A 26,567-nucleotide genomic window follows, 5' to 3' on the forward strand; every position below is an offset into this window, starting at 1 on the left:
TTATACATGAAAGCGCTTAAAAAAGTTAGTGAAAAGTTTTGAAAATATTGATAAATTCACGCTTACAATTGTTTTATTTTTCACAAAATCAACCGATAAAACGAATGTACCACTTTAATAACAAAAAAGCAGACCGCGCTATTAAGCTTAAGTCTGTTTTACCTGTAAAACTATAAATTATTACTTAGTTACTTTTATAACTTGTGTCGAACTAAGTGCGTAAAATAAGTCGTCAAATAAATTGCCACTTCAATCATCGCAATAAAGAAAGTAACTGGCCAATTGGTAATAAATCCTAAATAAAGTCCTAGCCAAACGCCAATTAGAGCAATTCCAACTGACCATAATATCATGGCAAGAATCGATTTACCGAGGTAACGCGCTGACGATGCTGGCAAAGTCAATAAAATGAAAACCAACAATGAGCCAACAATCTGTGAACCGATTGAAACTGCCATCGCAAGTGCGATTAAGAAAACAAAACTGACCCAGCCCGTTTTGACTCCACGAGCAATGGCACCAATATGATCGAAGGAATCAAAGTTCAATTGTCGCTGCACTAATCCAAGGAGCAATAATACAATTACTGATAAGACGACTAAACGCAAAACGCCTTCACGATCAACCCCAATAATACTACCAAATAAGATGCTTGTAGCATAACGACTATTGGAATTAGAGATAGCTAAAAAGAGCACCCCTAAGCCAATAAACAAAGCCGATATCGCACTAATCGATGATTCTTTTTGATCGCTATGAAGCGATAGTTCGCCCACACTAACCGAACCTAATAGCGTAAAAAGCAGCATTCCCCATAATGGCTCTACTCCCAAAAAGACTGCAAACGCAGCACCAGCAAAACCAATTTCTGATAAGGTATGAGCTAAAAAGCTATAACTACGCGCAACTACATATACGCCAACTACGCCACAAGTAATAGCAATAAAAGTACTAGCGAAGAAGGCGTAACGCATAAAACTAAAAGCAAACATTTATTCGTAATCCCCCTCAAACTCGCTCATCTTACCTTGTTCAATTCTGCCATGGTTAAGATACAAATATTCCTTCATATACTTTTTAGCCAATGGCAAATCATGGGTTACAAAAAGTACCGTCATTTGATGTTTTTGATTTAAATGCTGAATCAATTGCATCAATTCTTCCTTAGCAACTGGATCAAGACTTGCCGTTGCTTCGTCAAGAATAATCATATTAGGCTTATCCAATAAAGCTTGGGCTAGATAAGCACGTTGTTTTTGACCACCTGAAGCTTCACCCATACGGGTATTTTGAATTGCTGAAAGGTTTACTTCCTCTAATTCTTGTTGAATATCAGCTCTTACTTGCTTGTTCTTAAAGGTAGGGGCATTCAAGCCAACAAACGATTTAATTGACAAAGGATATTCGACATCGATATTGCGAAACTGTGGCACATACCCTAATTTGACATTATCTGCAAATTTAAAACTGCCACTCGTCGGCGACAACAGGTTCATTAAGATATTAATCAAGGTGGTTTTTCCTGTTCCATTTGGACCCAATAATGTGGTCATTGAACCTGCTTCAAGCTTAAAGTTTAAGTCCTTGAAAATCTCCTTATTATCAAACTTCATCGTTAAGTTTGTTACTTCTAGGATCATCCAATCCCTCCTTTAAATGATATTATTGAGTCACTTTAGCTAAATTCTGATAGTTTTCCCTCATCCATGCCAAATATGTCGTATTGTTAGGAATAGTTTCTCTTACTTTGAGAACTGGAATATTATGCGCCTTGGCTAATTTGACAAAAGTTTTAACGGTTGAGCTACTTGCTTGCACATTATTAACGAAAAAGGCAATTTTCCGTTGTTTGATTGCAGCAGTCATTTGGTCAATTACTTGTGCTGACGGATCAGTTTCTTTTTCGATCGCTTCTTCAAAATCACGATCGCCGATCTTGATCCCAGCTTCTTCTAAAGCGTAATCAAATACGGGTTCACTTACAAAAACTGGCTTATTATCCTTGGTCTTTATGCCATGAGCCAATTGCTTGATTTCATTGATTGCTTTTAAATACTGTTTAGCCTGGGCTTCAAAATATGCTCGATGTTTCGGCTGTAGTTTTCCTAATCGCTCAACTAAATAATTAACATATTTTTCAGGCATGCTTAAATTGTACCAGATGTGAGGGTTATCGCCGACTTTTAGCTTCATTAGGTCTTCACCAACTAGAACTGGTTTCTTATCGACTCCCTTAGATAATTTATTCACCCACGAATCATAGCCTAAGCCGTTAGCAACAACAATATCGGCTTCAGATAAAGTTTTAGCATCGTTAGTTGTCGGTTCAAAATCATGCGGATCAATTGCACTGTTAGCAATTATTGCCTTAGCAGTACCGTATTTACCAACGACATTCTTAGCAATATCAGCATAAATATTGGTCGTTGTAACAATAGAAATTTTACCATCCTGCTTGTTTGTCTTTGGACTGCATCCGGTCATGATTAAAGTTATCGTCAAAGTTAACAAAAGATATAAAATGTTTCTTTTTTTCATATTACACACCTCTTCTAATTTTGAATGAGTATAATTTAGAAAAATGCGGTTATTTTCTAAATTAGAATATATTAACCCTAATACTTACTTCTGTCAACTACTTACAAAAAATAATCTAGCTAACAAAAAAGCCCCTCGTGGGGCTTTTTTCAGCATTAATAATTATTTTTCAACTGGCTTTTTCCAGAAGCTCAATACCAAAGCAGCTACGATTGAACCAATAATAGTTGCAAGGAAGTAGAGCAAGATGTGGTTAGCCAATGGTGATACCCATAGACCACCGTGAGGTGCTGGAACTTGAATGTGCCAAAGTCCTACTAAAGCACCTGAAACAGCTGAACCAAGAACACATGAAGGAATAACGTGACCTGGGTCGGCAGCAGCAAATGGGATAGCACCTTCAGTAATGAATGAGAAACCAAGGATCCAGTTTGAAATCCCAGCACGACGTTCATCAGCAGTGTACTTGTTCTTGAAGAAAGTAGTACCGATAGCAGTGGCAAATGGTGGAATCATACCACCTACCATAACTGAAGCCATCAAAACAGCAGCAGTAGCAGAATGAGGATCGTTGGCGAAAGCACCTGAGGCAAAGACATAAGCAGCCTTGTTGAAAGGTCCACCCATATCGATTGACATCATACCTGCCAAGATTGCAGTCAAGACAGCCAAGTTAGCAGTTCCCATACCGTTTAAGAAGTGGCTGATAGCCAAGTTCAAAGAACTAAAGATTGGGTTAACGATGTAGAACATAATTGCCGCAATCAAGAGCAAACCCAAGATTGGGTAAATTAACATTGGTTTCATCCCTTCAACAGACTTAGGCATCTTGCTGAAGGCTTTCTTCAAGCCAAGCATTAAGTAACCAGCGATGAATCCGGCAGCAATACCACCTAAGAAGCCAGCAGGAGAAGTAGCATTGGCTTGGACGTTAACTTGAACGCCACCTTGAACGTTTACGATTGAGGCCATGTAACCACCAACCAAACCTGGCATCAAGGCTGGCAAATCGCCGATTGATTCAGCAATGTAGGCTGCCAAAATTGGTACCATGAAGGCAAATGAAAGGTTACCAGCCGAGTTCAAGAAGATGAAGGCTGGGCTCTTTGGGCCACCAGCGTAGTTTTCTACGATGAAGGAAATTGCCATCAAGATACCACCACCGATAACGAATGGCAACATGTGGCTAATACCGCTCATCAAGTTCTTGTAAATCGAACCCCAAACGCCTTGCTTGGTTTCAGTAGCACTTTCGCTTTCTGAAGCATCAGAATGGTAAACGCCAGTGGTTTGATTCATAATCGCATCAATCAATTCATCTGGTTTATTGATACCATCAACAACTGGATGGTTGGTTAAACGCTTGCCATCGAATCTTGGCATATCAACCTTTTTATCGGAAGCAATTACTACCCCAACAGCACGTTTGATTTCTTCTGGAGTCAACTTGTCCTTAACCCCTTCAGAACCGTTAGTTTCAATTCTAACCTCAATACCGCGCTTTTCACCGGCCTTAATTAGGGCTTCTTGAGCCATATAAGTGTGCGCAATACCATTGATACATGCAGTAACACCAACAATAAGTGGCTTTTCTTCAGTCTTAGCTACTACATCAGCCTTTTCAGCTTCACGCTTAGCCTTAGCTGCTGCATCGGCTTCATCCTTAGCAGTTTCAGCTTTTTCAAACAAGTCGATAACTTCTTCAGGCTTGGTTGCAGCCTTTAAAGCTTCAACCAACTTAGGATCGATTAATAACCCTGACAACTTAGCTAAAGCTTGCAAGTGAGTATTATCAGCACCTGCTGGTGCAGTAATCATAAAGAAGAGGTTTACTGGGGCACCATCTAGTGAATTGTAGTCAATTCCAGCTGTGCTCTTAGCAAACAATACTCTCGCTTTGTTGATGTATTCATTACGAGCATGAGGCATCGCAATACCACCACCGATACCAGTGGTCGATTCATTTTCACGAGCCCAAATTGACTTAATGAATTCATCTTCATTGTTAACAATACCTGTTGCAACTTCCAACTCAGCCATTTCTTTAATGGCATCTTCTTTGTTGGTTGCCTTCAAATCCATAATCATGGATTCAGTACTTAAGATATCCTTGATTCTCATGTTCATTCTTCCCCTCTACTAGGAAATTTGTTCAACCTTAATTTGTGGTAAAACAGCATCGATTTGACTCTTAACTGCAATATCCTTGGTAAATGCCGTTGCTGCTCCACAAGCCATTCCGATTCTAAAGCTTTCAGCTGGATCTTGGGTCTTGAAGTAAGTACCAACAAAACCAGCAATCATTGAATCTCCTGCACCAACGGAGTTAACGGCAGTACCTACCGCACCCTTCGCATGGTAAACGTGGTCTTTAGTTAACAAGTAACCACCGTCGCCAGCCATTGAAACCATCACGTTTTGTGCACCGAGCTTCAACAACTTTTCAGCGTATTCCAACATTACATCGCTAGAATCAAAACTAGTGTGGAATAAATCAGCCAATTCGTGGTGGTTAGGCTTAATTACCAAAGGCTTATATTCAAGCGTATCGAGCAAAGCTTGACCAGTAGTATCAACCACAAATTCAGCACCTGCTTCTTTAATGGTTGGCAACAATTTTTGATAGAAATCAGTTGGCAAGCTTGGCGTTAATGAGCCACTCATTACCACAATGTCGCCCTTCTTCAAGTCAGCAAGCCGATTCTTGAAAGCAGCAATTTCTTGTTCAGTAATATTAGGACCAGCTGCATTGATTTCAGTTTCTTGTTGCGCATGAAGCTTAACATTAACTCTAGTCAAATCAGAAATCGTTACAAAATCATTAACAATGCGCTTTTGGTTCAATTGACGAACTAGTTCTTTACCAGTAAAGCCACCAACAAAACCCCAAGCGGTGTTATCAATTTGTAATTGATTCAAAATTTGGGAAACATTGATTCCCTTTCCACCTGCCAAGAAAACGTAATTGTCGGTCCGGTTAACTTCACCCGAATTAACCTTTTCCAAACTCATGACGTAATCCAAAGCTGGATTGACTGTAACTGTATAAATCATTCAGTTACCTCCTCTAGTAAAATTTTTTCAGGTAATATCCGTTTTTGCCTTAACGTTAACTGATTACAAATCACAACTGTGTCGCTTGCATTGCCAAAAATTGCAAATGAACGTTCCCCAATCTTGCTGGCATCTGTTAAAACATAAGCTTGATTAGCTTGTACTAATTCAGCACGCTTGATCGCCGCTTCTTCAATATCTGGCGTGGTTAAAAAACCTTGAACATCAATGCCATTAGCACCAATAAAACTAGCGCTAAAATTCATCGCTTTAATCTGCTGCATTGCTGTTTGACCAACAACTGCATGCGTATCAGTCTTAACTGTACCACCAAGCAAAATCGTCTTAATCCCATGGTTCAAACTGGCTAGTGCAGTTTCCATTCCATTGGTAACTACCGTTAGTCCAGGAATATTAGCCAAAAACTGTACCATTTCATAGGTGGTTGTCCCAGCATCAATAAAAATGTTGTCATTGGCATGAACGTGATTTTCAACCGCATACTTGGCAATTGCGACTTTCGCTTCATGATTTAAGCTAAAGCGAACATGTTGCGAAACATCATGCGAAAAATTTTTGATTGATTGCGCACCACCGTGAACTCGGCGAATAATGCCGTCTTCTTCCATCTGGATCAAATCTCGTCTAATCGTTGATTCCGAAGAATTAGTCAATTCACAGAGTTCGGCGACGCGACAGAGTCCTCGTTGATCGACATATTCTTGTATCATCGAATGGCGTGCTTGCGTCAACATATTTTTCACCTCACCAAGTATTGTATCCGGTTTCTCATTCAAAATCAATCATTTTTATTCATAAAAATTCATTTCTCTTCAAAAATAACAAAAAAAGATCAATTCCTTTCAGAACCGATCCTTTTCAAGCTATCGCTTTAATTATGTGCCGTTAAAGCAATCAAGGCTGCACCATGTTGGCCATTAGTTTCAGTTACACGATCAACGCTTGCATAATCAGCAGTATTAGTTATTACCACCATAACCGTTGGATCATAGCCAGCTTGCTTAATCGCCTCAAGATCAACGCTTCCAAGTTCTTGACCTTGTTCAACGTGTTGACCTTGCTTCACTAAGCTAGTAAAGTGTTTTCCTTCCAAATTAACGGTATCTAAACCAATATGTATCAAAACTTCAGCGCCATGATCGCTCTTAAGACCATACGCATGCTTAGTCGCATAAGCAACTGTAATTTCACCACTAACTGGTGCATAAATCTTACCATCACTAGGAATAATAGCTGCACCGTTGCCCATCATCTTAGCACTAAACACTTGATCGTTAACTTTGGTCAAGCTTTCAGTTTCACCATCAACTGGAGCAACTACAGTTTCATCTTGAAGCGCTAATTGTTTTTGTGCTACTTCTTCAGCCTTTTGGCTTTCTTCAACAGCACTATGTGCATCAACTACTTCAGTTGCAACAGCCTCTTCAGGCATATGCTTTTTACCCCAGATGTAAGTTAAGGCAAAAGCTACACCGAATGAAATCAATTCACTCATCACGTAGAATGGAATTGTTCTTGGATAGATTGATAAAAAGCCAATAAAACCAGCTGCCCCCATCGAAGCTGCGATTACGTGGGTTAATCCTGCTACAACACTAGCTACACCAGATCCAATCAATGCACAGAAGAATGGAAAGCGGTATTTAAGGTTAACACCGAACAAAGCTGGTTCGGTAATTCCAAGCATTGCAGATACACCAGCTGAACTAGCTAGGCCTTTCATCTTTTGGTCTTTGGTTAAGAACCAAACACCAAACGTTGCAGCTGCTTGCGCTACATTAGCCATTGAAGCAACTACGAAAATAAAGTCTCCGGCTCCTTTACCATTAGCAAATGCTGAAACCAATTGGGTTTCAATAGCTGGGAAGCTTTGGTGCAACCCAGTAGTAACAATTGCGGAGTAGAATAGACCAAATACACCCATACCCACAAAGCTAGTAGTATCGTAAAGCCAAACAATACCACTAGTAATTGCATCAGATACGAATTTCAAAACTGGCCCGATAATTGTAAATGTTAAAAATCCAGTAATTAAAATTGATAGCAAAGGCGTAAAGGTAAAGTCAACCGCACTTGGCAACCACTTGTGGAATCTCTTTTCCAAAAATGCCAATAGCCAAACAGCTGCCAAAACAGGAATAACTTGGTAAGTATATGAAGTTTGCGTTACATGTAAACCAAAAATATCCCAGAATTTAGTATAGTTGGCAATAGTGGCAACTTTACTCAAATCAGTAGCACCAATGATATTAGCCGTACCTGGAGCAACCATAATCATTCCAATTGCAGCTGATAAGAATTGATTAGCACCAAATCGTTTACCAGCACTGATTGCTACCAAAATTGGCAAGAACCAGAATGGAGCAGCTGACATTAATTGAATCATGTCGCTCAAGCCTTTGATTTGTGGATAAAGTTGGACCAACGCCTTTGGTCCGAATAATCCACCTTGGGTAAGGAAGTTGTTGAGAGCCATCAACAAACCACCTGCAACCAAGGCAGGAATGATTGGCACGAAAATATCACTTAACAATTTGATGAAGGCCATAATTGGATTAGTTTTTTGTTGTCCAGCAGCCACTTTTTTCAAATCATCAGTTGATAATTCCTTTAAGCCAGTGATTTTGATAAATTCGTCATAAACGTCATTAACATCCCCTGGCCCAATAATAATTTGATACTGACCCTGAGTTTTAAAAGTTCCCTTTACATCTGGGTCATTGTCTAAGCCTTTTTGGTCGATGTTTTCATCGTCTTTGAGCACTAAGCGCAATCTCGTAGCACAGTGTGCACCAGCAACGATGTTGTCACGCCCAACATATTTTATTACGCGTTCAGCAACTGCTTTATGATCCATGTTGCTTTCCCCCTCTTGATTATGAAATCGCTTCAAATGTTTTGTTCAAGAAATATCATAAGCGCTTTCAATAAATATGTCAAACGTTTAACACAAAAATATTTAAAAAAAGCACGAATGTTGTAGTATTCCAATAAAAGTAGCAATATACGTATGCTATTCGTTTGACACAATATCAACTTAATCATAGAATATAAATAAAAGATACCGTTTTCAAAAGGAGTTTTTTATTATGACTTGGACCAAGGAACAACGTTACCTACCTTATGATCATTGGGATGCATTAAAACTTTTAACTTTACAAGCGCAAGCAGATCGTTCAAGTTTTCAATTGCAATATCATATTCGTCCACAATCTGGATTACTTAATGATCCTAATGGCTTTTCTTATTTTGCTGGCCAATATCATCTTTTCTATCAAGCATTTCCCTTTGGACCGGTTCATGGCTTAAAGTCGTGGATGCATGTCGTCTCAAAAGACTTGGTTCATTGGCAAAATCTTGGACTGGCCATTAAACCTGGGGATCCCATCGACAGCCATGGTGCTTACTCTGGAAGTGCTCAAGAAATCGATGGCAAATTATTTTTAATGTACACTGGGAATGTTCGTGATCAAAATTGGCAACGAATTCCCTATCAAAATGGGGCTTGGATGGATAAAACTGGGGAAATCACTAAAGTTTCTCAGCCGCTATTTCGCAATCCAAGTCACATCAGCGAACATTTTCGCGATCCGCAGTTACTAAAACAAAACGGAAAATACTATGCCCTTCTCGGCGCTCAAGAAGCTCAAAGCCAAACTGGAGAAATCATGGTTTACCAAAGCACTGATTTGGTAAATTGGGAAGAAATCGGCCCCTTAAATCTAGGTCCACTTGGCTACATGATTGAATGTCCTAACCTAGTTTACGTCGATGACAGACCAGTTTTGATATTTTGTCCTCAAGGATTAAATAAAGAGCAAGCTAGTTATGATAATATCTATCCCAACATGTACTTAGTTCTTGATGAGGTTGATCTTGCCCATGCTACTGTCAAAGGTGCTGGAGCTTTGCAACAACTAGATTTTGGCTTCGATATCTATGCTAGTCAGGCTTTTAATCGGGGCGAAGACTGCTATTTAATCAGCTGGGCTGGCTTGCCAGAAATTGCTTATCCAACCGATCAAGAAAACTGGTCGGGATGCTTGAGTCAGGTCAAAGAGCTACACTTAAAAAATGGTAGATTGGTTCAACAGCCAGTAGCAGCTATGTGTAAATTGCGTCAAGCTGAAACCAAATTAGCCAATGAACAAATTCTCCAAACTGCCACTGACAATCAGTACGAGCTTCTACTAACTATACCTGCAAATCAGACTGGCACTCTCGAACTTGCAAAAGATAACTCTGGTAGCCTCAAAGTAAAATTTGATACAATAAATGGGTTAGTAAAATTAGAACGTACGCAAGGTGAATTTGCTAAAGAATATGGACTCACCCGCTCGGTCAAAACCCAGGCCAAGCAAGAGCTCAAATTGGATATTTTTATCGATCATTCTCTAGCTGAAATCTTTGTCAACGACGGTGAAGCAGTATTGACAAGTCGTTTCTTCAATCATGGAACAGCTATTGCAATGACATCACCTTGCAAATATACCGCCAGTTATTGGCCAATAGTAAAGTAAGGTTTATTTCATGGTAAAATTGACAGACGTTGCCAAAGAAGCAGGAGTTTCACCAACCACTGTTTCGCGCGTAATCAATAATTATGGCTACTTGAGCAAAGCGACTAAAGCCAAGGTTTTTGCTGCCATGCGCAAGCTGAATTATCAACCAAATTCCCTTGCGCGCTCTTTGCAAGGGAAGAAGACTCACCTAGTCGGGGTGATTTTTCCTACAATTAAAAATCCATTTTTTGCTGAATTAGTTGATGAAATTGAAAAACAACTATTTGATCATGGCTATAAGATCCTTCTTTGCAATGCTAATTATGATAAAGAAAAAGAACGGAATTATCTGCGGATGCTGCTAGCCAATCAGGTTGATGGGATTATTGCCGGTGCGCATAATCTAGGAATTGAAGAATATGACCAGCTAGGATTGCCGATTGTATCCTTTGACCGTAAGCTATCTAACAATATTCCCATCGTTTCCTGTGATAACTATCGTGGAACCACTATTGCAACTGAGGAATTATACCAAGCTGGTTGTCGCCACATCTATTTTTTAGGTAATTCTCGTCGAATTGGTAATCCTACTGATGAGCGCTTGGCTGCATATGAAGATACGGTCGCACGTCTAGGCTTAAGCAAGCATGTTCACTCAATTGCTTTTTCCGATTCCGTTAATCTTAAACAAGTCGCGATTCAAGATATCTTGTCAAAAAGGGGTGCAGACGGCATTGTCACTACCGATGACTTAACGGCTGTATTAGTTTTAGACGAAGCTAAGCGTTTAGGAATTCCTGTTCCTCAAGACTTAAAAGTTATTGGGTTTGATGGTACGCAATTGATGCAGACTTACCACCATGAATTATCAACAATTGCTCAACCGATCAGCGATATTGCCCAACTTCTAGTTGATATCCTGTTACGACGTATTGAAAAAAATGTTGTAACTACTAAACACTATCGTTTGCCTGTCAAATTAATCAAAAGTCAAACTACGGCAATTAAATAAGCTAGCAACTACTAATGCTTCTCAGCATTTGGTAACTTGCTAGCTTTATTTGTTATTTCCTTTTTCTGAATGTATCAAACACTAATCCTGTTAAAGAAATTGTTCCCAAACTAAGTCCGGTAATTAACCAAAAAGTTCGGTGTGGGCCATCAGTCTTTGATAGATTAGCTTGATAACCATCAGCTTGTTTAATTAATAAAAGTTCTTTCTTATTCAATTTTTCACTATTGCGACTAATTCGCGCTTCATTGCTATCAGCCCTAGCTTCCACAGTGACGGTCATTAGTAAGCTTGTCGCTGTCAAAATTGCAAGTAGTCCGAAGACTAGCTCCCTCCAAATTCGTTTCATAACTCCTCCTCTTGTAGCATCTATCCCCTTAGGCTACTAATTAAAAAGATCACTCATTTTGGTAGGAATATTGTTATTCTCAGCAAAATACTTCTTAAATCCTGCGCTAAAACTTATCTTGTCTCGTTTTTGATTAACGATTGTATCATGAATTGCCCAAAAAGCAGTTACTGCAAAATCTACCCCTAAAACAATCAGCAAACCAATCAAGACATATAATAGATACAGCATTTTTCACTCCTCCAAACTTCAATCAACCTACCAAGATAGGGTTAACCAACCTATGCCGACCAGGCATATAACCATGATTAGAAAAATAAATCCTAGAACTTTTCGCATCAAATATCACTCTTTTGTTTACTGTTCTATCTATCTAATACAGTAATATTATTTTAGCGATTTGTCAAATACATTTTTCTAAATTATTCCTCGTCATCGTCAACAACTTTGATTCGTCGCAATTTGACAAAACCGACCAAAATCATGTAAACAACCATAGCTAAGATACTAGGTACAAAAACTTCTAACCAATAATTATCAATCGATCTTCCTCTATCGATGGTTTCATAAGCTAAAAACAAAACTCCAAATAAAATCCCTGAAAAAATGGCTCTACGCCAAGTGGCAATCTTAGCAGTATGAAGCTTTTCTTGCGAAACTTCATTATCATGTAAATGTAGCTTACGCATTTGGATACTAATGTAAATTAGTGGAATGTACAGCTCAATCATAGCTCCGATCATAAAGATGCGCGTTGTGGCAAATAGTGTCCACTGATCCGAAGCTAAGAAACCAGCTAAAAATATCGGCGCCTGTAGCCAAAAAGTTATCATATAAGCATTACTACCAATTCGATTAAGTTCCTGACGTCGATATTCGTCAATTGGACCTTCAGTTCCCCAAAAATGTTTATAGATTTTTTCTATTAACTTAGCTTTCTTCATTCTTTACTTCGTCTCCATCCCAAAATAGTGAGTTAAGATCCGTTCCCAATCGATGCGCCAAACGTAAGCATAAATCTAAGGACGGATTGTACTTATTATTCTCAATTAAGTTGATAGTTTGTCTCGCAACACCGATTGCTTCCGCTAATTCCATCTGTGAAAGCTTTTTTGCCTTGCGATATTCTCTAACTCGGTTCAATGCTTTCTCACCCCAATTGTCAACTATATATGACTTACTTTACTTTTATTGTAGTAATCTATTAAATAATTGTCAATTATATAAGACATTATTCCTGAAAAAAATACATTTTGAACCTTTATGTGGTTAACAAAATGTATTTTTGGACTTCTCATAGGATGAGACATCCCTTGACCCTAAGTAAACACGAAATGAACAGCATATTTCATTATGAGTGAGAAAGATAGAAATATTTCATTGGGCAGTTGTAAATTAGCCTACACTACATATTGTACCTGTATTTTCCTTAAGCAACACATATTTTCACATCTGGTAGCTATTCTTTCCTATTCAGTCAAAAAAGCATGGATAACCATGCTTTTTGCTTTTATTTATAAAGATATTTAGCACAGGCTTCTTGTGGATCCATGCCATTTCTGATTTTTAAAGCTAGTTCAATTGACACATCTGCCAAAATTGATTGTGGATCAATCACATTGTAAGGATGGTCTGGAGCTTTTTCTTGTGCCAAAGATAATTCCGTACAGCCTAATAGGATCACATTACAGCCGTAATCATCATGCATTTTTTGTAAAATCTGATGATATAACTTAGGATCAACAATGCCTTGTTCTTTAATATCGTGATAAATTAACTTGGTTACCATTGGTTGAATTTCTGGACCACCAAATTCGACTTTACGATGAACGCGATGAATTTCATCTTCATATAAATGATCAAAAATCGATCCTTCTGTAGCAATTAATCCAATCTTAGTTTCTTTGGGATATTTTTCAATGAATTGATGCACTGCTATCCGCATCATATTAAGAAACGGAATGGAAGTTAATTCTGCTAGTTCATCATAAAAATAATGTGCCGTATTACATGGCATCACAAAAAAGTCAGGATGCAATTGAGCTTGGCCTAAAATATCTTCTTTTAAATCATAAAAGAAATTTGGCTTAGTATGGTCTTTAATATAAGCCGTACGGTCAGGAATTTGGGCATCATTGACCAAAATATAATTCAAATAATCTTGATCGCGGGTAATTTTTACCCGGTGGTTAATCAAGCGAACGTAGCTTTCAGTTGCAATCGTCCCCATACCACCAATAATACTAAAAAAATGTCTCATTTAATCAGTCTTCTTATCCGTTAAAATGTTCGTTTTCGCCTTCAAGCTCATTAATTACTTGTTGCGCTACGACGATGTCAGATGGGTATGGCGTGTTAATGCCACGAATCTTTTGGAAAGCATCAGCACCCTTACCACAAATCAAAATCACATCGTCTTTACCAGCTTCAGCAATAGCATCATGAATTGCCTTTTTACGGTCAAGCTCAATCGTAACTTCACATCGTGAATGATCAATTCCAGAATCGATTTCTTCTGCAATTGATTGTGGATCTTCAAATCCCGGATCATCAGTAGTCAAGTAAGCTTTATTAGCATATGCCGTCAGACTTTCGCTAAAGCCAGGACGACGCGATACTCCCTTGTCCCCTGGAGCACCAACAACGACAATAATCCGAGGATTGTTAAATTCTCGTTGCATGAAGCGCATCAAAGCCATCATTGAAGCTTTATTATGAGCATAGTCAACTACCACCATACCATGACTCTTAGTCATTTCAGTCTGCATTCTACCAGGAATCGTGACGTGACGAATGCCTTTAGCAGCATGATCGTGATCTTCACCTGCTAAACCTGCACCAATAATTGCGGCTGTACCATTGGATTGGTTAAAATCACCCAACATTTGCAAAGTATAATCGCCAGCAATTGCCAATTGTTGTGCTTTATCACTGGCACAGAAGAGACGGAATTTGGTTTCTCTTAGATCGCTTTCTTGTGAAGCATATCTAAAGTCTACTGGAACTTTCAACTTAGCATTTTCAAACTTTTCACTAGCAAATAAGTAAATGCTATCTGGATTGGTGGTGGTTGTTGCAGCAGCATACACTTCATCAAAGTGATCAGTTTCTGCGTTGATGATACACTTGCGTGAATTTACTAGTAATTGTAATTTGCAGTGTAAGTAATCTGCAAAGTTAGGGTGTTCATTTGGACCAATATGATCAGGCGAAATATTTAAGAAAAAGCCCAAGTCATAAGTTAAGCCAAATACTCGATTTTTCTTATATGCTTGACTAGAAACTTCCATTACCAAGTGAGTCATGCCATTGTCTACAGCTTGACGCATATCACGGAACAAGTCGAGCGATTCTGGCGTAGTCAAGCTTGACTTAAAGCTGTCTTCAGGCTTAGTCCCTAAAATGTTGTTCACACTTGAAATCAAAGCCGTCCTACCACCATTGATTTGGTCAAGCATCCCCTTCAAGAAATAGGAAGAAGTGGTCTTGCCTTTCGTTCCCGTAAAAGCAACCACAAATAGATCATCTTGTGGAAAACGGAAAAAGGCAGCAGAAAGCAAAGCCATCGCCTTAGAAACATCGCGCACAATTAACGCATGCATTCCTTTGCCTTCAGGATAAGGCTGTTCAGCTACATAGCAAATTGCCCCATTATCTTTTGCCATTGACAAATAAGTTGGTCTAAACCCAGCACCTTTGCAGAAAAACAAAGTGTTGGTGGCAATGTCTCTTGAATCATAAGAAACATATTCCATCTTAGTAGCTACCGCATCTTGAACGGCGCTAGACTTAAGCAGATGGTGTTCTTTCAATATTAAAATACAGGTATTTAAAGAAATACTCATGCGGTTTTTCTCCTCGAATAGATATTATTGTTCAGTGAAAATTATATCACAGCTAGGCAAGTTGCGTTTTTTCAGGGTCTAGTGGTAAACGAATGATAAAACTAGTCCAATGATCATCGGATTCACAGCGAATCGTTCCATGGTGCAATTCGACAATCCCTTGAGTAATCGATAATCCTAAGCCTGTCCCGCCAGTCAGCTTATTGCGTGATCCTTCAACGCGGTAGAAACGTTCAAAAATCTTCTTCAAAGAAGCTTCAGGAATCTTCGCACCATTGTTTTCCACTCGTAATTCAACTTCAGTCTTATTAACTAAATTAGCAATCAATCTAATTTTGGTAGCACCCGTGCCATATTTAAAAGCATTATTGATCAAATTATTATAGACTCGCACTAACTTTTCTGGATCTGCTTGAATAGTTAATTTTTTGGGACGGGCCTCAATTTCAAACGTAATGTCCTTTTTTTCTGCTTCTAATTCAAATCCGGCTTCAACTTGTTCCAACATCGAATAGATATGAAGCGAAGTCAGTTGCAATTTAGTATTGTTGGACTTGATCGTCGTATATTCCAATAAATCATTAGCTAACGATTTCATCTGTTCAGCTTTGGTATAAGCAATATCAATGTATTTTTTCGCATCTTCAGCATTAACATTGCCCGATTTTAACAAGCCTAAATAGCCAATGATTGATGTCAAAGGGGTGCGAATATCATGGGAAACGTTAGTAATCAATTCATCTTTTGATTTTTCGATTGCGCGTTCCTCATTAATCGAATTAACCGTACTATCAACTAAAGAATTGATGGAATCAATTACTCGCTGCAAATCAGTTCTTACAGCAAATGAAATTCGATGATCAAAATGGCCATCAGCAATGTAATGCAATTCTGAAATTACATGCCGTAGTTGCATTTGATGATACCGCCGAATCAAGCGCCAATACAGCACAATCAAATCGCCGATTCCCATTAGGATAATAAAAATTCGCTGCCACGACCATAAATGGTAATTGCCAGCAAAAGTCATATTCATCTTGATAAAGTAAATCCCATTGACCAAATTTTGATCTTGCAATATTGCTAAGTGAATCAAGATGATGATCGACATATTCAACAATAACAATAAAACTACAGTTACTACCCCTTCAGCGATTAATTCGCTTTTCTCGGCAGCGGTTAATTTTACTGCTTCTTTTTTCATGTTAGGCCTCAACCTTATAGCCTACGCCCCAAACAGTTTGAATAACCTCTTCGCCATCAGTTGCTTTTTGAATCTTATCTCTTAAGTGAGAAACGTGGACCATAACGGTCTTAGCAGAAACCAATGATTCTTGTTGCCAGACACGTTCAAAAATTTCATCGGCTGAGAAAACTCGATTAGGATGACTTGCAAGCAAGTATAAAATACCAAATTCAAGTGCTGTTAGTTGAATCATCTTGCCATCAAGCGTCTTAACTTCATGTGAATCCCGATTGATTACTAAAGGTCCGACTTCTAGCACATCTGGCTTTTCATCGCGAACTTGTTTTTGGCTTCTACGCAAAAGCGAACGAACTCTTGCCATCACTTCTAATGGATTAAATGGTTTAGCTACATAGTCATCTGCTCCTGTAATTAAACCTTGAATTTTATCCATATCGCCAGTCTTAGCAGAAACAATAATAATTGGTATATCTGAATCTCTTCTGACTTCCTTGACTACGTCAATTCCTGACATATTAGGCATCATTACATCCAAAATCATTAAACTGATATCTGGAGTCGTAGACAATTTAGTAATAGCTTCTTTTCCACTGTAAGCAGCGATTGGCTCATAGCCTTCATTTTTTAGATAAATGCTCAATAATTCTACGATTTCTTTATCGTCATCAACAACTAAGATTTTCACTATGAAAACCCCTCTCTTTGGATAATCTGTTAATAAATTGTTTTCAGCATACTACTTATAGTTTACTACTTGTACTCGATTTTAACTATTGTCATCGCCGAAGAGGTAGTTATTTTGGAAAACTTAACAGAAAAATAACTTTTCCACAAAAAAATCCCAAGACCGAGGTCTCAGGATCCGTGATTATTGAATTTCTTTTTTACCAGTGTAGAGCTCGTAATAGTAACCCTTCTTGGCTAATAATTGTTCATGCGTACCAGCTTCGATAATATGACCGTGATCAAGTACTAAAATCAAATCGGAGTTAACAATTGTGGATAATCTGTGAGCAATTACGAAACTCGTTCTACCTGCCAACAAGTTATCCATCCCTGCTTGCACCATTTTTTCGGTTCTAGTATCAATACTTGAGGTAGCTTCATCCAAAATCATTACTGGTTCATCAGCGATCATAGCTCGAGCAATACTTAATAGCTGCATTTGTCCTTGGGATAAATCCCCACCATTACCATCGATCACCGTATCATAACCATCATCGAGTTCATGGATAAACTCATCGGCATGAGATAATCTTGCAGCTTGGTAAACTTCATCGTCGCTAGCTTCTGGATTACCTAAACGAATGTTTTCCATAATAGTACCGGTAAACATGTGCGTTTCTTGCAAAACGATTGACAATGAACGACGTAGGTCATCCTTCTTGATGTTCTTAATTGGAATTCCATCATAAGTAATCGTTCCCGAATCGATTTCATAGAAGCGATTAAGCATATTGGAAATGGTCGTCTTACCTGCACCAGTTTCACCAACCAAAGCGACCTTCATTCCGGGCTTAGCATCAATTGAGATATGGTGCAAAATTTGATGTCCTGGAATGTATGAAAAGTTAACATGATCAAAGACGATATGTCCACGAACGGGTATCTTCTTGGTTTGACCATTTTCAGGTACATTCCAATCCCATGCACCCTTAACTGTTTGATTGCGTGAAATCGTTACAGTACCATCATCAACTTCAATTTCTTGGTCCTGCAATTCAAAGATTCGCTGTGCACCAGCAATTGCCATCACAATTGAATTCAACTGTTGCGAAATCTGAGCAATTGGCATACTGAATTGCTTTGATAATTGCAAGAAAGAAGCGATTGCACCTAAAGTTAATGGGGCCCAACCATTGATGGCTACCATTCCTCCGACAAAGGCAATTAAAACATAGAGTAAGTTCCCCATGTTACCCATAATTGGGAATAAGATCGTGGCGTAAGTGTTAGCCATACCAGAGGCTTTCCGTAATTCTTCATTGTATTTATTGAAGTCTTGCTTAATTGCTTCTTCATGAGAAAAGACCTTAATAACTTTCAAGCCGTTGAGCATTTCCTCATTGTAACCATTGATCTTACCCAATTCTTTTTGTTGGAGTTTGAAGTAGTGACTCGACTTAGTGGTCAAATAGCGAACAATACCAAATGATAAAGCAAAAACAATCATCGAGAAAATCGTTAATTGCCAACTAAGCGTAACCATGGCAGTTACCACAAACACCAAGGTAAGCACCGAGTTAGCGAACTGTGGAATTGACTGTGAGATCATTTGCATCAAGGTATCAATATCGTTGGTATAACGCGACATGATATCACCGTAATCGTTTTGATCAAAGTACGAAATTGGCAAACTTTCCATATGAGTAAACATGTTGTTACGTACGCGGTATTGTACCTTTTGCGCCAAAATCGCCATAATTACGGTAAATAAATAGTTAGAAATAAAACCAATTGCATAAACGCCTAGCATTACTAAGATTGCATAAGTCAATGGGCCGAAATTAGGATTTTGGCCATGTTGGACCTGCTTTACTAATGGCGTAATGTAATCGTTGATCAATCGTTCAATAAATAAAGTACCAGCAACATTGGCTGCGGCTGCAAGAACAATCGTAATTGCAGAAACGATTAGCATCCATGGGCTAGTAGTAAGGATCAACTTAAATAATCTACCTAATGTTCTTGAACGATGTGGCTTAACTGCTGCTTGTTCAACTTGTCCCAAACTACTCACCTCTATTTCCTTGTTCAGATTGGAATTTGGCAATTGAACTATAAAGTTCGTTTCTTTGCATCAATTCATCATGACTACCAATATCTTCGATCCTGCCATGATTCATTACGATAATACGGTCAGCATCTTTAATAGAAACAATCCGTTGTGAAATGATAATCTTCGTAGTTTCTGGCAAGTCCTTAGCCAAAGATTCGCGAATTTCACGTTCCGTGCTGGTATCAACCGCTGAAGTCGAATCATCCAAGATCAAAATTTTTGGTTTCTTAAGCAAAGCACGAGCAATGGTCAAACGTTGCTTTTGTCCACCAGAAACGTTGTTACCGCCTTGTTCAACCATCGTATCGTAACCATCTGGCATTTCTCTTACGAAGCCATCTGCATGGGCAATTTTAGCAGCAGCGATAATTTCTTTATCAGTTGCATGTTCATTTCCCCACTTCAAGTTTTCCTTGATCGTGCCTGAGAATAATACGTTCTTTTGTAAAACTACCGCTACATTGTCACGAAGCGTCTTAAGATCGTACGATTTAACGTTATGGCCAGCAACTCTCACTGCACCAGAAGTTACATCATAAAGTCTTGGAATCATTGAAATCAAAGTTGACTTTGAAGAACCAGTCTCTCCGATAATTCCGATTGTTTCCCCTGGACTAATGTGTAAATTAATATCATGCAAAGCTTCTGCATGATCTGCTGGATCATATTTGAAACTTACATGGTCAAATAAAATATCCCCATTGTTCAAATGATCAAGTGGCTTACGTGGATTTTCGATCGCTGGCTTTTCATTGATCACATCCGCAATTCTTCGACCACTAGCACCAGAAATAATGATCTGGGTTGAAATCATGGCTAAAATATTCAAACTAAACAAAACTGAATTTGAATATGAGAACATTGAAATCAATTGTCCTGTTTGCAAGTTTCCCCCAACAATTTCATGCGCACCAAACCAACAGATTGCTAAGGTAGCAATGTTCAAAACGGCCGCTACCACAAGGGCGTTGAGTGATATCAACTTTTGAGCAGTTGTGAATAACTTGTAGATAAAACCAGAAGCTTTTTCAAATTTGGCAATTTGTGCTTGTTCTTGAACATAGGTTTTAACTTCTCTAATACCACGAACATTTTCACGAACGACTTGATTCATTCGATCATAGCCTCTAAAGATCTTAGGGAAGTATGGATATGCACTCTTAATGATTAAGACTAACAACAATACGAAAATTGGTGCAATAACCAAGAAGATTAGCGATAATCTTGGGCTAATAATAACGGACATTACTACCGAGACCACCAACATCATTGGTGCTCTAACCGCAATTCTGATTAACATCTGGTAAGATAATTGCACGTTGCTTACATCGGTAGTTAAACGCGTTACCAAACTTGAACTTGAAAACTTGTCGATGTTTTCAAAAGCATAATCTTGCATATGATAGAACATGTCTTGACGCAGGTTAGCAGCAAATCCAGCTGCCGCATGTGCAGAAACGTAACTAGCAGATGCTCCTAAAATTAGAGAAACAATGGTTAAAACCAACAAGATCAAACCCCATTTGTTAATGTAGGTCATGTTTCCCTTCATAATTCCTTCGTCGACCAGCAGACCAACTAAGTAAGGAATCAACATTTCTAAGATTACTTCGCAAATAACGAATAATGGCGATAGAAGTGTCAATTTCTTATATTGGCGGATCGACTTACTAAGCGTTTTTATCACCTAAAAGCCCCCTTCTTACACAACTATAAAAAAGGATAAACGAGCCTATACTCATTTATCCCTTAAACATAAGAACTATTGTAAATAAATTTAACAACAATTGCAAATTATTTATTTTCAGAATCTTGGATTGTAGAAGTTCCAGCAAATGAAGATCCTACAATGTGGTATTGCTTTCTAAACCAGTAACGGCCACCATATGCTATAACTGCTAAAATAATGTATACAATACCAGGTAAAACTGGATTAATTACGCTTAACGCTGGCAAAGTCAAAACCATAATTGCCACCATTAAAATAGCAATGAAAGCGGCACTGATCAAAATCATCTTCCAGAAAGATGGTTTAGTTTGACCTTTGGCAGGCAAAACCCAATCATTATACTTAGTCATTAATGCCCCAACCAAAGCAGAAATAACTACGACAACGGTAATTCCGTTTTGATTAGTTTGATACTTAGTATTAAACACGCCCATTACGCCGTAAAAAGCGGCAAAAATTACAAACATCAATAAAATGTTATCCACAGCTTTTTGCCAAAAAGCAGTAGCCTTTGGAGCTACATGTGGATGCAATATTTCTTGTGCCTTGATCTTTGGCGATGCCATATAAAAACTGTTAGCAGGTTGTCCGCGGCGTTGCGCAGCAACGATTTCTGGTAAAAGATCAGCTACTTTAGCATAAGCCGCATCAGCCGTCATCTTGCCCTGATGCTCTAATTCCTTTTGCAAACGGAAAACGTAATCAGCATTTTTATTAGTTAACATCCCACGCAATTCTTCAGGACTGGTTTGCTTTAATGCTTCTTCTTGACTAGCACGTTCCGCCTGATTTTTCAACTTGCTTTGTTTTTGATTATCAATCTTGGCGTTTTTTTTTTCTTCAGCCATTTTTCCCCCTAAACGTTAAATCTAAATTCGATAATATCGCCGTCTTCAACTTCGTATTCTTTACCTTCAAGACGAAGACGACCAGCCTCCTTAACTTTTTGCATAGTCTCGTACTTGTTCAAATCATCAAAAGATACTACTTCAGCACGAATAAAACCACGTTCAAAGTCTGAGTGAATAACGCCAGCTACTTGAGGAGCTTTCATGCCTTGGTGGAAAGTCCAAGCTCTAGTTTCAGGACCACCAGCAGTGAAGAAGGTACGCAAACCTAAGATGTGGTAAGCAGCACGAATCAAACGATCCAAACCAGATTCTTCAACGCCTTCAGCTTCTAAGAATTCTTGCTTTTCATCATCATCAAGACCTGCAATTTCTTCTTCAGTAGCAGCTGAAATGCCTAAGCATTCAGCGCCTTCTTTTTCTGCATGAGCCTTAACAATTTGGTAATACTTGTCAGCTTCAGGATCAGCCATTGAATCTTCAGCGATGTTGGCTACATAAATAACAGGTTTCGAAGTCAATAAAAACAAGCCTTTAACAATCTTCTTTTCATCATCGTTAAAGTTGATTGAACGAGCAGGATTTCCTTCTTCCAAAACTGGTTGTAATTTTTCAAGAACAGCATATTCAGCCTTAGCTTCTTTATCACCTTGTTGTGCAACCTTTTTAACCTTGTTAATTCTACGGTTAACTGCATCAAGGTCAGCAATCGCTAACTCCAAGTTGATCGTGTTGATATCTTCTTCTGGATCAACTTTACCAGTAACAGAGGTAATATTAGCATCATCAAAGGCTCTTACTACGTGCACAATTGCATCAGTTTGACGAATGTTTTCCAAGAACTTATTACCTAAACCTTCACCCTTAGATGCACCCTTTACTAAACCAGCAATATCAGTAAATTCAAACGTAGTGTGCACAATCTTCTTAGCCGGAATCAATTCTTGAATTCTTGCTAAACGGCTATCAGGAACCTCAACCATCCCCATATTTGGTTCAATCGTAGCAAATGGATAGTTGGCCATTTCGGCTCCAGCTTTTGTGATTGCGTTAAACAAAGTTGACTTACCAACATTAGGTAAGCCGACAATACCAGCAGTTAATGACATATTATTCCTCTTCTTCTATATTTTTTTGTTCTAAAAATGGTCGCATAATTTTATCCTTAGGCACATAAAGTTCCTTCTTTAAGTTCACCGGATCATTGGCCTTGGTTAAAACTTTTTTGACCTTATGGTTGAATTCGGCCCGTTTTAACATAACTATGTGACCGCACCCCATACATTTTAACCGAATATCTGCACCTATGCGCAGAATTTCCCAATCATTTTTTTGACACGCATGCGGTTTTTTCATCTGAACCGTATCTGCCAAATTGTATGCATCATTTTTAATCATCGAGATCAACGCCTAAAATATCTAAAATTCGATTCAATTCATCAATTGAGCTAAAGTCGATGGAAAGATGACCTTTGCCCTTCTTATTTTCAGAAATATTAACGGTTGCACCAAATTTATCAGCTAACTGACTTTCACTAGCACGAATGAAGGCTGATTTTTGCACGGTTTTCTTACGTGGCTTTTTGGCATTAATTGAGGCAACTAAAGCTTCAACCTTACGTACCGGAATTCCTTCTTTGGCTACGCGCTTGGCCACTTCATCAATTCGATCTTTATCTTTGAGCCCAAGCAAAGTTCGAGCTTGGCCCATTGACAATTCTCCACGTTGCAATAAGCGTTTAGTTTTGCTTGGCAAAGTCAATAATCGCAAATAGTTAGCAATATATGGTCGAGATTTGCCCATGCGCTTAGAAACTTCTTCTTGAGTCAAACCAAGATTCTTCTGTAGCATTTCATATGCTTGAGCTTCTTCAAGTGGCGTTAAGTCTTCACGTTGCAAGTTTTCTAAGACCGCAACTTCCATCATTTGACTTTCGTCAAACTTCCTGATAATAGCTGGAATTGTCGTCTTCTTAGCTAATTTTGATGCGCGAAAACGTCTTTCACCTGCAATGATTTCATAACCGTTAATTGCCTTACGTACAATAATTGGCTGAAAAACGCCATTTTCCTTAATTGAATCAGCCAATTCCTTGAGGCTCTTATCGTCAAAAGTTTTTCTTGGTTGATAAGGATTAGGGCGAATGGCGGCTAAATCTAGCTCTTTAATTTCTTCTGCTTCATTAATTTGGGGCTCATCTTCAAATAACGCTTCAATTCCACGTCCTAAGCCACCTTTTTTTCTTGGTTCTTTACTTTTTGAGTCTCTTACCATGAGCTTTTAACACCTCTTTTGCCAAATCATCATAAACCTTAGCTCCACGTGAACGAGGGGCATATTCCGTAATTGGTTGACCATAACTTGGCGCTTCTGCCAATTTGGTAATTCTTGGAATGATGGTCTTGTAGACCTTCTTGTTGAAGTATGATTGCACTTCCTTGACTACTTCTGCACCGAGATTGGTTCTTGCATCTAGCATTGTCAACAAAACGCCTTCAACCCCTAAGTCCTTATTGAAGTGCTTTTGCACTAAGCGGATTGTGTTGAGCAATTGACTCAAACCTTCCATAGCATAATATTCGCTTTGAACTGGAATTAAAATTGAATCAGATGCCGTAAAAGCATTGATCGAAAGTTGTCCTAACGAAGGTGGACAATCAATAAATACAAAGTCGTAATCATCGCTCACAGCATCCAGTGCTGACTTTAATCGTGTTTCTCTAGCAATCATACTGATCAATTCAGTTTCTGCACCAGACAAATTGATGGTTGCTGGTACTGCATCCAAACCTTTGGTTGAAGTATGATGTACGGTTTCTTTCAATGGAACTTCATCAATCAAAACATTGTAAATGTCCTGGTCAATCTCTGATTTTTCAATTCCTAAACCAGAGGTAGCATTTCCTTGAGGATCGATATCCACAATTAAAACACGGTAACCACGGTCGGCAATTGAGGCTGCTAAATTAATGGTGGTGGTAGTTTTACCTACTCCTCCTTTTTGATTAGCAACCGAAATTACATTTACCATATGTTTTACCCCTTACTTTCTCTTTAATTCAATCGTGATCCGATAATCATCAGGATCATTATTTTCTTCCACTCTTACCTTAATTCCAGATTCTTTGGCTAATTTGATGGCCTGCTTGATTGTATTAATCTGAACTTTTAAGTCCTTAGGAATGCGGTTGACTACACGCTTCTTACGTTCTTTAATGGCAAGATCTTTGGCTTTTCTTGCAAAATAGCCTTCGACGTCGACAGCAATCGCCTCAGTTTCTTTGACATTTAAATTATTAGCTAAAATTTCGTCCAAGACGCGTCCCTGATCTTTTTCACTTAAACCGACTAATGCTCGACCATGACGCGCCGTAATTTGCTTGCTAGCCAAATAAGACTGCACTTTGGGCGTTAATTTAAGCAAACGCAGTTTATTAGCGACATAAGATTGTGACTTTCCTACTTCTTTCGCCAATTCAACTTGCGTTAAATTATTGAGCTGCATCAAGTTGCTATATGCTTGGGCTTCATCAATTGGATTAAGATCTTCCCGCTGTAAGTTTTCGATTAATGCCAGCGAAGCAGCTTGATCATCGCTCATATTATTGATAATTGCAGGAATTGTTTCCCAACCTAATGCTTGTGCCGCACGGAAACGTCTTTCACCTGCAATAATTTCATACTTTTCTGCCTTCTGTCTTACCACGATTGGCTGTAACAAGCCCTCTTTATTGAGTGTTTGTGCCAACTCATTAATTGATTCTTCAGAAAACTGTCTACGTGGCTGGTAAGGATTGGCAACTAGTTCACTTAATGGCAGATCATGGATCTGCTTTTCTTTAGGCAATTCATCACGATGTTTATTAAATGAAAAAAAAGCCATCTTTCTGCTCCTTTACTATTGGATAGGTTTACGCCGGGGCATTCCAGCTTGTCTAGGATACTTCTTTGGCGTGGCCTTGACTTTCTTGACCACCACAATACTACGCTCTTCATCACTATCGGGTAAAGTCAACTCTTTTGCACTCTCCAGCTGACCACCTAAAACTTGAATTGCCTTTTGGCTATCATCAAGCTCTTCTTGTGCCTTTGGTCCTTTTAAAGCCACGAAGAAGCCACCTGTTTGTACTAATGGCAGACAATATTCGCTCAAAACCGTCATGTTAGCTACAGCTCTAGCAGTAACAATTTCAAATTTTTCGCGATAAAGTTGATTTTGGCCAACATCTTCTGCTCTTCCATGTACTAACTCAACATCGCTTAACCCTAGTTCTTGACTAAGATTTTTCAAAAAAGTTAATCTCTTAGCTAACGAATCGACAATCGTAATTTTCAAATCAGGGCAAAGGATTTTTAGCGGAATTGAGGGAAAACCTGCTCCCGCACCAACATCACAAATTCTTGCTCCCTCGGTAAATAAAGAAGCAACCGTTATTAAGGGCGTTATGCTATCAAAAAAGTGCTTCAAATAAACTTCATTTTGATCCGTAATCCGAGTCAAATTGACGTTTTTATTAGTCTCCACCAAAAGGGTGAAGTATTGGGCAAATTGCTTTGTTTGCTCTTCAGATATAGCAATATTATGCTTATTTAATTCGTTTACAAATTCTTCTGGATTCATCTCTCACCCGTGAAACCGTGTTTCACACTTTCTAATTCTACGCCAAATACAGCATTAGTAA

General features: G+C 38.6%; 26 protein-coding genes. 2 read left to right on the plus strand and 24 right to left on the minus strand.

Features of this window, described 5'->3' with window-relative positions:
• Positions 1-194: 194 nt before the first annotated feature.
• The 7 genes from BN52_RS07795 to BN52_RS07825 form a co-directional block, all read right to left on the minus strand.
• The gene (locus BN52_RS07795) at positions 195-992 is read right to left on the minus strand and encodes a metal ABC transporter permease (RefSeq protein WP_008473931.1); all 798 of its coding nucleotides are present in this window, start codon (positions 990-992) and stop codon (positions 195-197) included.
• A complete protein-coding gene (locus BN52_RS07800; protein ID WP_008473933.1) occupies positions 993-1,640 on the minus strand; it encodes a metal ABC transporter ATP-binding protein in 648 nt (215 codons plus the stop codon).
• 22 nt (positions 1,641-1,662) lie between these two features.
• Positions 1,663-2,538, minus strand: coding sequence for a metal ABC transporter solute-binding protein, Zn/Mn family (locus tag BN52_RS07805; protein WP_008473934.1), 876 nt, complete (start codon positions 2,536-2,538; stop codon positions 1,663-1,665).
• Positions 2,539-2,700: 162 nt separating this feature from the next.
• Entirely contained in the window at positions 2,701-4,659 is a 1,959-nt protein-coding gene (locus tag BN52_RS07810; protein ID WP_008473935.1) for a PTS fructose transporter subunit IIABC, read from the minus strand.
• 18 nt (positions 4,660-4,677) lie between these two features.
• Entirely contained in the window at positions 4,678-5,592 is a 915-nt protein-coding gene (gene pfkB / locus BN52_RS07815) for a 1-phosphofructokinase (protein ID WP_008473936.1), read from the minus strand.
• Positions 5,589-6,347 carry a DeoR/GlpR family DNA-binding transcription regulator gene (locus tag BN52_RS07820; RefSeq protein WP_008473937.1) on the minus strand — a complete coding sequence of 253 codons (759 nt, stop codon included), beginning with the start codon at positions 6,345-6,347 and terminating at the stop codon, positions 5,589-5,591. Before BN52_RS07820 ends, pfkB begins: the two co-directional genes overlap by 4 nt.
• Positions 6,348-6,484: 137 nt before the next feature.
• The gene (locus tag BN52_RS07825; RefSeq protein WP_008473938.1) at positions 6,485-8,470 is read right to left on the minus strand and encodes a sucrose-specific PTS transporter subunit IIBC; all 1,986 of its coding nucleotides are present in this window, start codon (positions 8,468-8,470) and stop codon (positions 6,485-6,487) included.
• 232 nt (positions 8,471-8,702) lie between these two features.
• On the opposite strand from BN52_RS07825, the gene BN52_RS07830 reads away from it, so the two are divergent.
• Together BN52_RS07830 and BN52_RS07835 are read left to right on the plus strand one after the other, a co-directional pair.
• Positions 8,703-10,133 carry a sucrose-6-phosphate hydrolase gene (locus tag BN52_RS07830; protein WP_008473939.1) on the plus strand — a complete coding sequence of 477 codons (1,431 nt, stop codon included), beginning with the start codon at positions 8,703-8,705 and terminating at the stop codon, positions 10,131-10,133.
• A gap of 10 nt (positions 10,134-10,143) precedes the next feature.
• On the plus strand, positions 10,144-11,127 hold the full coding sequence (locus tag BN52_RS07835) for a LacI family DNA-binding transcriptional regulator (RefSeq protein ID WP_008473940.1): 984 nt from the start codon (positions 10,144-10,146) through the stop codon (positions 11,125-11,127).
• A gap of 52 nt (positions 11,128-11,179) precedes the next feature.
• Here the strand turns inward: BN52_RS07835 and BN52_RS07840 are convergent, their stop codons facing one another.
• The 17 genes from BN52_RS07840 to rsmG all read right to left on the minus strand — a co-directional run bounded on the left by BN52_RS07840 (position 11,180) and on the right by rsmG (position 26,506).
• Positions 11,180-11,476 carry a hypothetical protein gene (locus BN52_RS07840; RefSeq protein WP_008473941.1) on the minus strand — a complete coding sequence of 99 codons (297 nt, stop codon included), beginning with the start codon at positions 11,474-11,476 and terminating at the stop codon, positions 11,180-11,182.
• Positions 11,477-11,512: 36 nt separating this feature from the next.
• Positions 11,513-11,707 carry a hypothetical protein gene (locus tag BN52_RS07845; protein WP_008473942.1) on the minus strand — a complete coding sequence of 65 codons (195 nt, stop codon included), beginning with the start codon at positions 11,705-11,707 and terminating at the stop codon, positions 11,513-11,515.
• Between the two features lie 191 nt (positions 11,708-11,898).
• A complete protein-coding gene (locus BN52_RS07850) occupies positions 11,899-12,420 on the minus strand; it encodes a DUF3278 domain-containing protein (protein WP_008473943.1) in 522 nt (173 codons plus the stop codon).
• The gene (locus tag BN52_RS07855; protein ID WP_008473945.1) at positions 12,407-12,619 is read right to left on the minus strand and encodes a helix-turn-helix transcriptional regulator; all 213 of its coding nucleotides are present in this window, start codon (positions 12,617-12,619) and stop codon (positions 12,407-12,409) included. The genes BN52_RS07850 and BN52_RS07855 overlap by 14 nt, the downstream gene beginning before the upstream one ends.
• Before the next feature lie 367 nt (positions 12,620-12,986).
• Complete coding sequence (locus BN52_RS07860) at positions 12,987-13,736, minus strand: aspartate/glutamate racemase family protein (protein WP_008473946.1); 750 nt, start codon at positions 13,734-13,736, stop codon at positions 12,987-12,989.
• Positions 13,737-13,749: 13 nt separating this feature from the next.
• A complete protein-coding gene (locus BN52_RS07865) occupies positions 13,750-15,321 on the minus strand; it encodes a UDP-N-acetylmuramoyl-L-alanyl-D-glutamate--2,6-diaminopimelate ligase (RefSeq protein ID WP_008473947.1) in 1,572 nt (523 codons plus the stop codon).
• A 52-nt stretch (positions 15,322-15,373) separates the two neighbouring features.
• Entirely contained in the window at positions 15,374-16,525 is a 1,152-nt protein-coding gene (locus tag BN52_RS07870) for a sensor histidine kinase (RefSeq protein WP_008473948.1), read from the minus strand.
• 1 nt (position 16,526) lies between these two features.
• On the minus strand, positions 16,527-17,213 hold the full coding sequence (croR, locus tag BN52_RS07875) for a response regulator transcription factor CroR (RefSeq protein ID WP_008473949.1): 687 nt from the start codon (positions 17,211-17,213) through the stop codon (positions 16,527-16,529).
• Between the two features lie 183 nt (positions 17,214-17,396).
• Positions 17,397-19,259, minus strand: a complete 1,863-nt coding sequence (locus BN52_RS07880; protein ID WP_008473950.1) for an ABC transporter ATP-binding protein — start codon at positions 19,257-19,259, stop codon at positions 17,397-17,399.
• A 1-nt stretch (position 19,260) separates the two neighbouring features.
• Positions 19,261-20,994: an ABC transporter ATP-binding protein gene (locus BN52_RS07885; protein ID WP_008473951.1), complete on the minus strand. Its 1,734-nt coding sequence runs from the start codon at positions 20,992-20,994 to the stop codon at positions 19,261-19,263.
• A 107-nt stretch (positions 20,995-21,101) separates the two neighbouring features.
• Complete coding sequence (locus tag BN52_RS07890; protein WP_008473952.1) at positions 21,102-21,884, minus strand: DUF1129 family protein; 783 nt, start codon at positions 21,882-21,884, stop codon at positions 21,102-21,104.
• Positions 21,885-21,892: 8 nt separating this feature from the next.
• Positions 21,893-22,993, minus strand: a complete 1,101-nt coding sequence (gene ychF / locus BN52_RS07895; protein ID WP_008473953.1) for a redox-regulated ATPase YchF — start codon at positions 22,991-22,993, stop codon at positions 21,893-21,895.
• Position 22,994: 1 nt separating this feature from the next.
• Positions 22,995-23,282, minus strand: a complete 288-nt coding sequence (locus BN52_RS07900) for a DUF951 domain-containing protein (protein WP_008473954.1) — start codon at positions 23,280-23,282, stop codon at positions 22,995-22,997.
• Positions 23,275-24,159, minus strand: a complete 885-nt coding sequence (locus tag BN52_RS07905; protein ID WP_008473955.1) for a ParB/RepB/Spo0J family partition protein — start codon at positions 24,157-24,159, stop codon at positions 23,275-23,277. Before BN52_RS07905 ends, BN52_RS07900 begins: the two co-directional genes overlap by 8 nt.
• Positions 24,137-24,916 (minus strand): ParA family protein, encoded by a 780-nt coding sequence (locus BN52_RS07910; protein WP_008473956.1) that lies wholly within the window; start codon positions 24,914-24,916, stop codon positions 24,137-24,139. The genes BN52_RS07905 and BN52_RS07910 overlap by 23 nt, the downstream gene beginning before the upstream one ends.
• A gap of 12 nt (positions 24,917-24,928) precedes the next feature.
• On the minus strand, positions 24,929-25,768 hold the full coding sequence (gene noc, locus BN52_RS07915) for a nucleoid occlusion protein (RefSeq protein ID WP_008473957.1): 840 nt from the start codon (positions 25,766-25,768) through the stop codon (positions 24,929-24,931).
• A gap of 15 nt (positions 25,769-25,783) precedes the next feature.
• Positions 25,784-26,506 (minus strand): 16S rRNA (guanine(527)-N(7))-methyltransferase RsmG, encoded by a 723-nt coding sequence (rsmG, locus tag BN52_RS07920; protein WP_008473958.1) that lies wholly within the window; start codon positions 26,504-26,506, stop codon positions 25,784-25,786.
• Positions 26,507-26,567 lie beyond the last annotated feature (61 nt).

Source organism: Lactobacillus gigeriorum DSM 23908 = CRBIP 24.85, assembly GCF_000296855.1.
Classification (GTDB): Bacteria; Bacillota; Bacilli; order Lactobacillales; family Lactobacillaceae; genus Lactobacillus; species Lactobacillus gigeriorum.

Coding starts and splice junctions, on each gene's coding strand:
- BN52_RS07795 (WP_008473931.1), bottom strand. CDS start 992: ATGTTTGCTTTTAGTTTTATGCGTTACGCCTTCTTCGCTAGTACTTTT.
- BN52_RS07800 (WP_008473933.1), bottom strand. CDS start 1,640: ATGATCCTAGAAGTAACAAACTTAACGATGAAGTTTGATAATAAGGAG.
- BN52_RS07805 (WP_008473934.1), bottom strand. CDS start 2,538: ATGAAAAAAAGAAACATTTTATATCTTTTGTTAACTTTGACGATAACT.
- BN52_RS07810 (WP_008473935.1), bottom strand. CDS start 4,659: ATGAGAATCAAGGATATCTTAAGTACTGAATCCATGATTATGGATTTG.
- pfkB (WP_008473936.1), bottom strand. CDS start 5,592: ATGATTTATACAGTTACAGTCAATCCAGCTTTGGATTACGTCATGAGT.
- BN52_RS07820 (WP_008473937.1), bottom strand. CDS start 6,347: ATGTTGACGCAAGCACGCCATTCGATGATACAAGAATATGTCGATCAA.
- BN52_RS07825 (WP_008473938.1), bottom strand. CDS start 8,470: ATGGATCATAAAGCAGTTGCTGAACGCGTAATAAAATATGTTGGGCGT.
- BN52_RS07830 (WP_008473939.1), top strand. CDS start 8,703: ATGACTTGGACCAAGGAACAACGTTACCTACCTTATGATCATTGGGAT.
- BN52_RS07835 (WP_008473940.1), top strand. CDS start 10,144: ATGGTAAAATTGACAGACGTTGCCAAAGAAGCAGGAGTTTCACCAACC.
- BN52_RS07840 (WP_008473941.1), bottom strand. CDS start 11,476: ATGAAACGAATTTGGAGGGAGCTAGTCTTCGGACTACTTGCAATTTTG.
- BN52_RS07845 (WP_008473942.1), bottom strand. CDS start 11,707: ATGCTGTATCTATTATATGTCTTGATTGGTTTGCTGATTGTTTTAGGG.
- BN52_RS07850 (WP_008473943.1), bottom strand. CDS start 12,420: ATGAAGAAAGCTAAGTTAATAGAAAAAATCTATAAACATTTTTGGGGA.
- BN52_RS07860 (WP_008473946.1), bottom strand. CDS start 13,736: ATGAGACATTTTTTTAGTATTATTGGTGGTATGGGGACGATTGCAACT.
- BN52_RS07865 (WP_008473947.1), bottom strand. CDS start 15,321: ATGAGTATTTCTTTAAATACCTGTATTTTAATATTGAAAGAACACCAT.
- BN52_RS07870 (WP_008473948.1), bottom strand. CDS start 16,525: ATGAAAAAAGAAGCAGTAAAATTAACCGCTGCCGAGAAAAGCGAATTA.
- BN52_RS07890 (WP_008473952.1), bottom strand. CDS start 21,884: ATGGCTGAAGAAAAAAAAAACGCCAAGATTGATAATCAAAAACAAAGC.
- ychF (WP_008473953.1), bottom strand. CDS start 22,993: ATGTCATTAACTGCTGGTATTGTCGGCTTACCTAATGTTGGTAAGTCA.
- BN52_RS07900 (WP_008473954.1), bottom strand. CDS start 23,282: ATGATTAAAAATGATGCATACAATTTGGCAGATACGGTTCAGATGAAA.
- BN52_RS07905 (WP_008473955.1), bottom strand. CDS start 24,159: ATGGTAAGAGACTCAAAAAGTAAAGAACCAAGAAAAAAAGGTGGCTTA.
- BN52_RS07910 (WP_008473956.1), bottom strand. CDS start 24,916: ATGGTAAATGTAATTTCGGTTGCTAATCAAAAAGGAGGAGTAGGTAAA.
- noc (WP_008473957.1), bottom strand. CDS start 25,768: ATGGCTTTTTTTTCATTTAATAAACATCGTGATGAATTGCCTAAAGAA.
- rsmG (WP_008473958.1), bottom strand. CDS start 26,506: ATGAATCCAGAAGAATTTGTAAACGAATTAAATAAGCATAATATTGCT.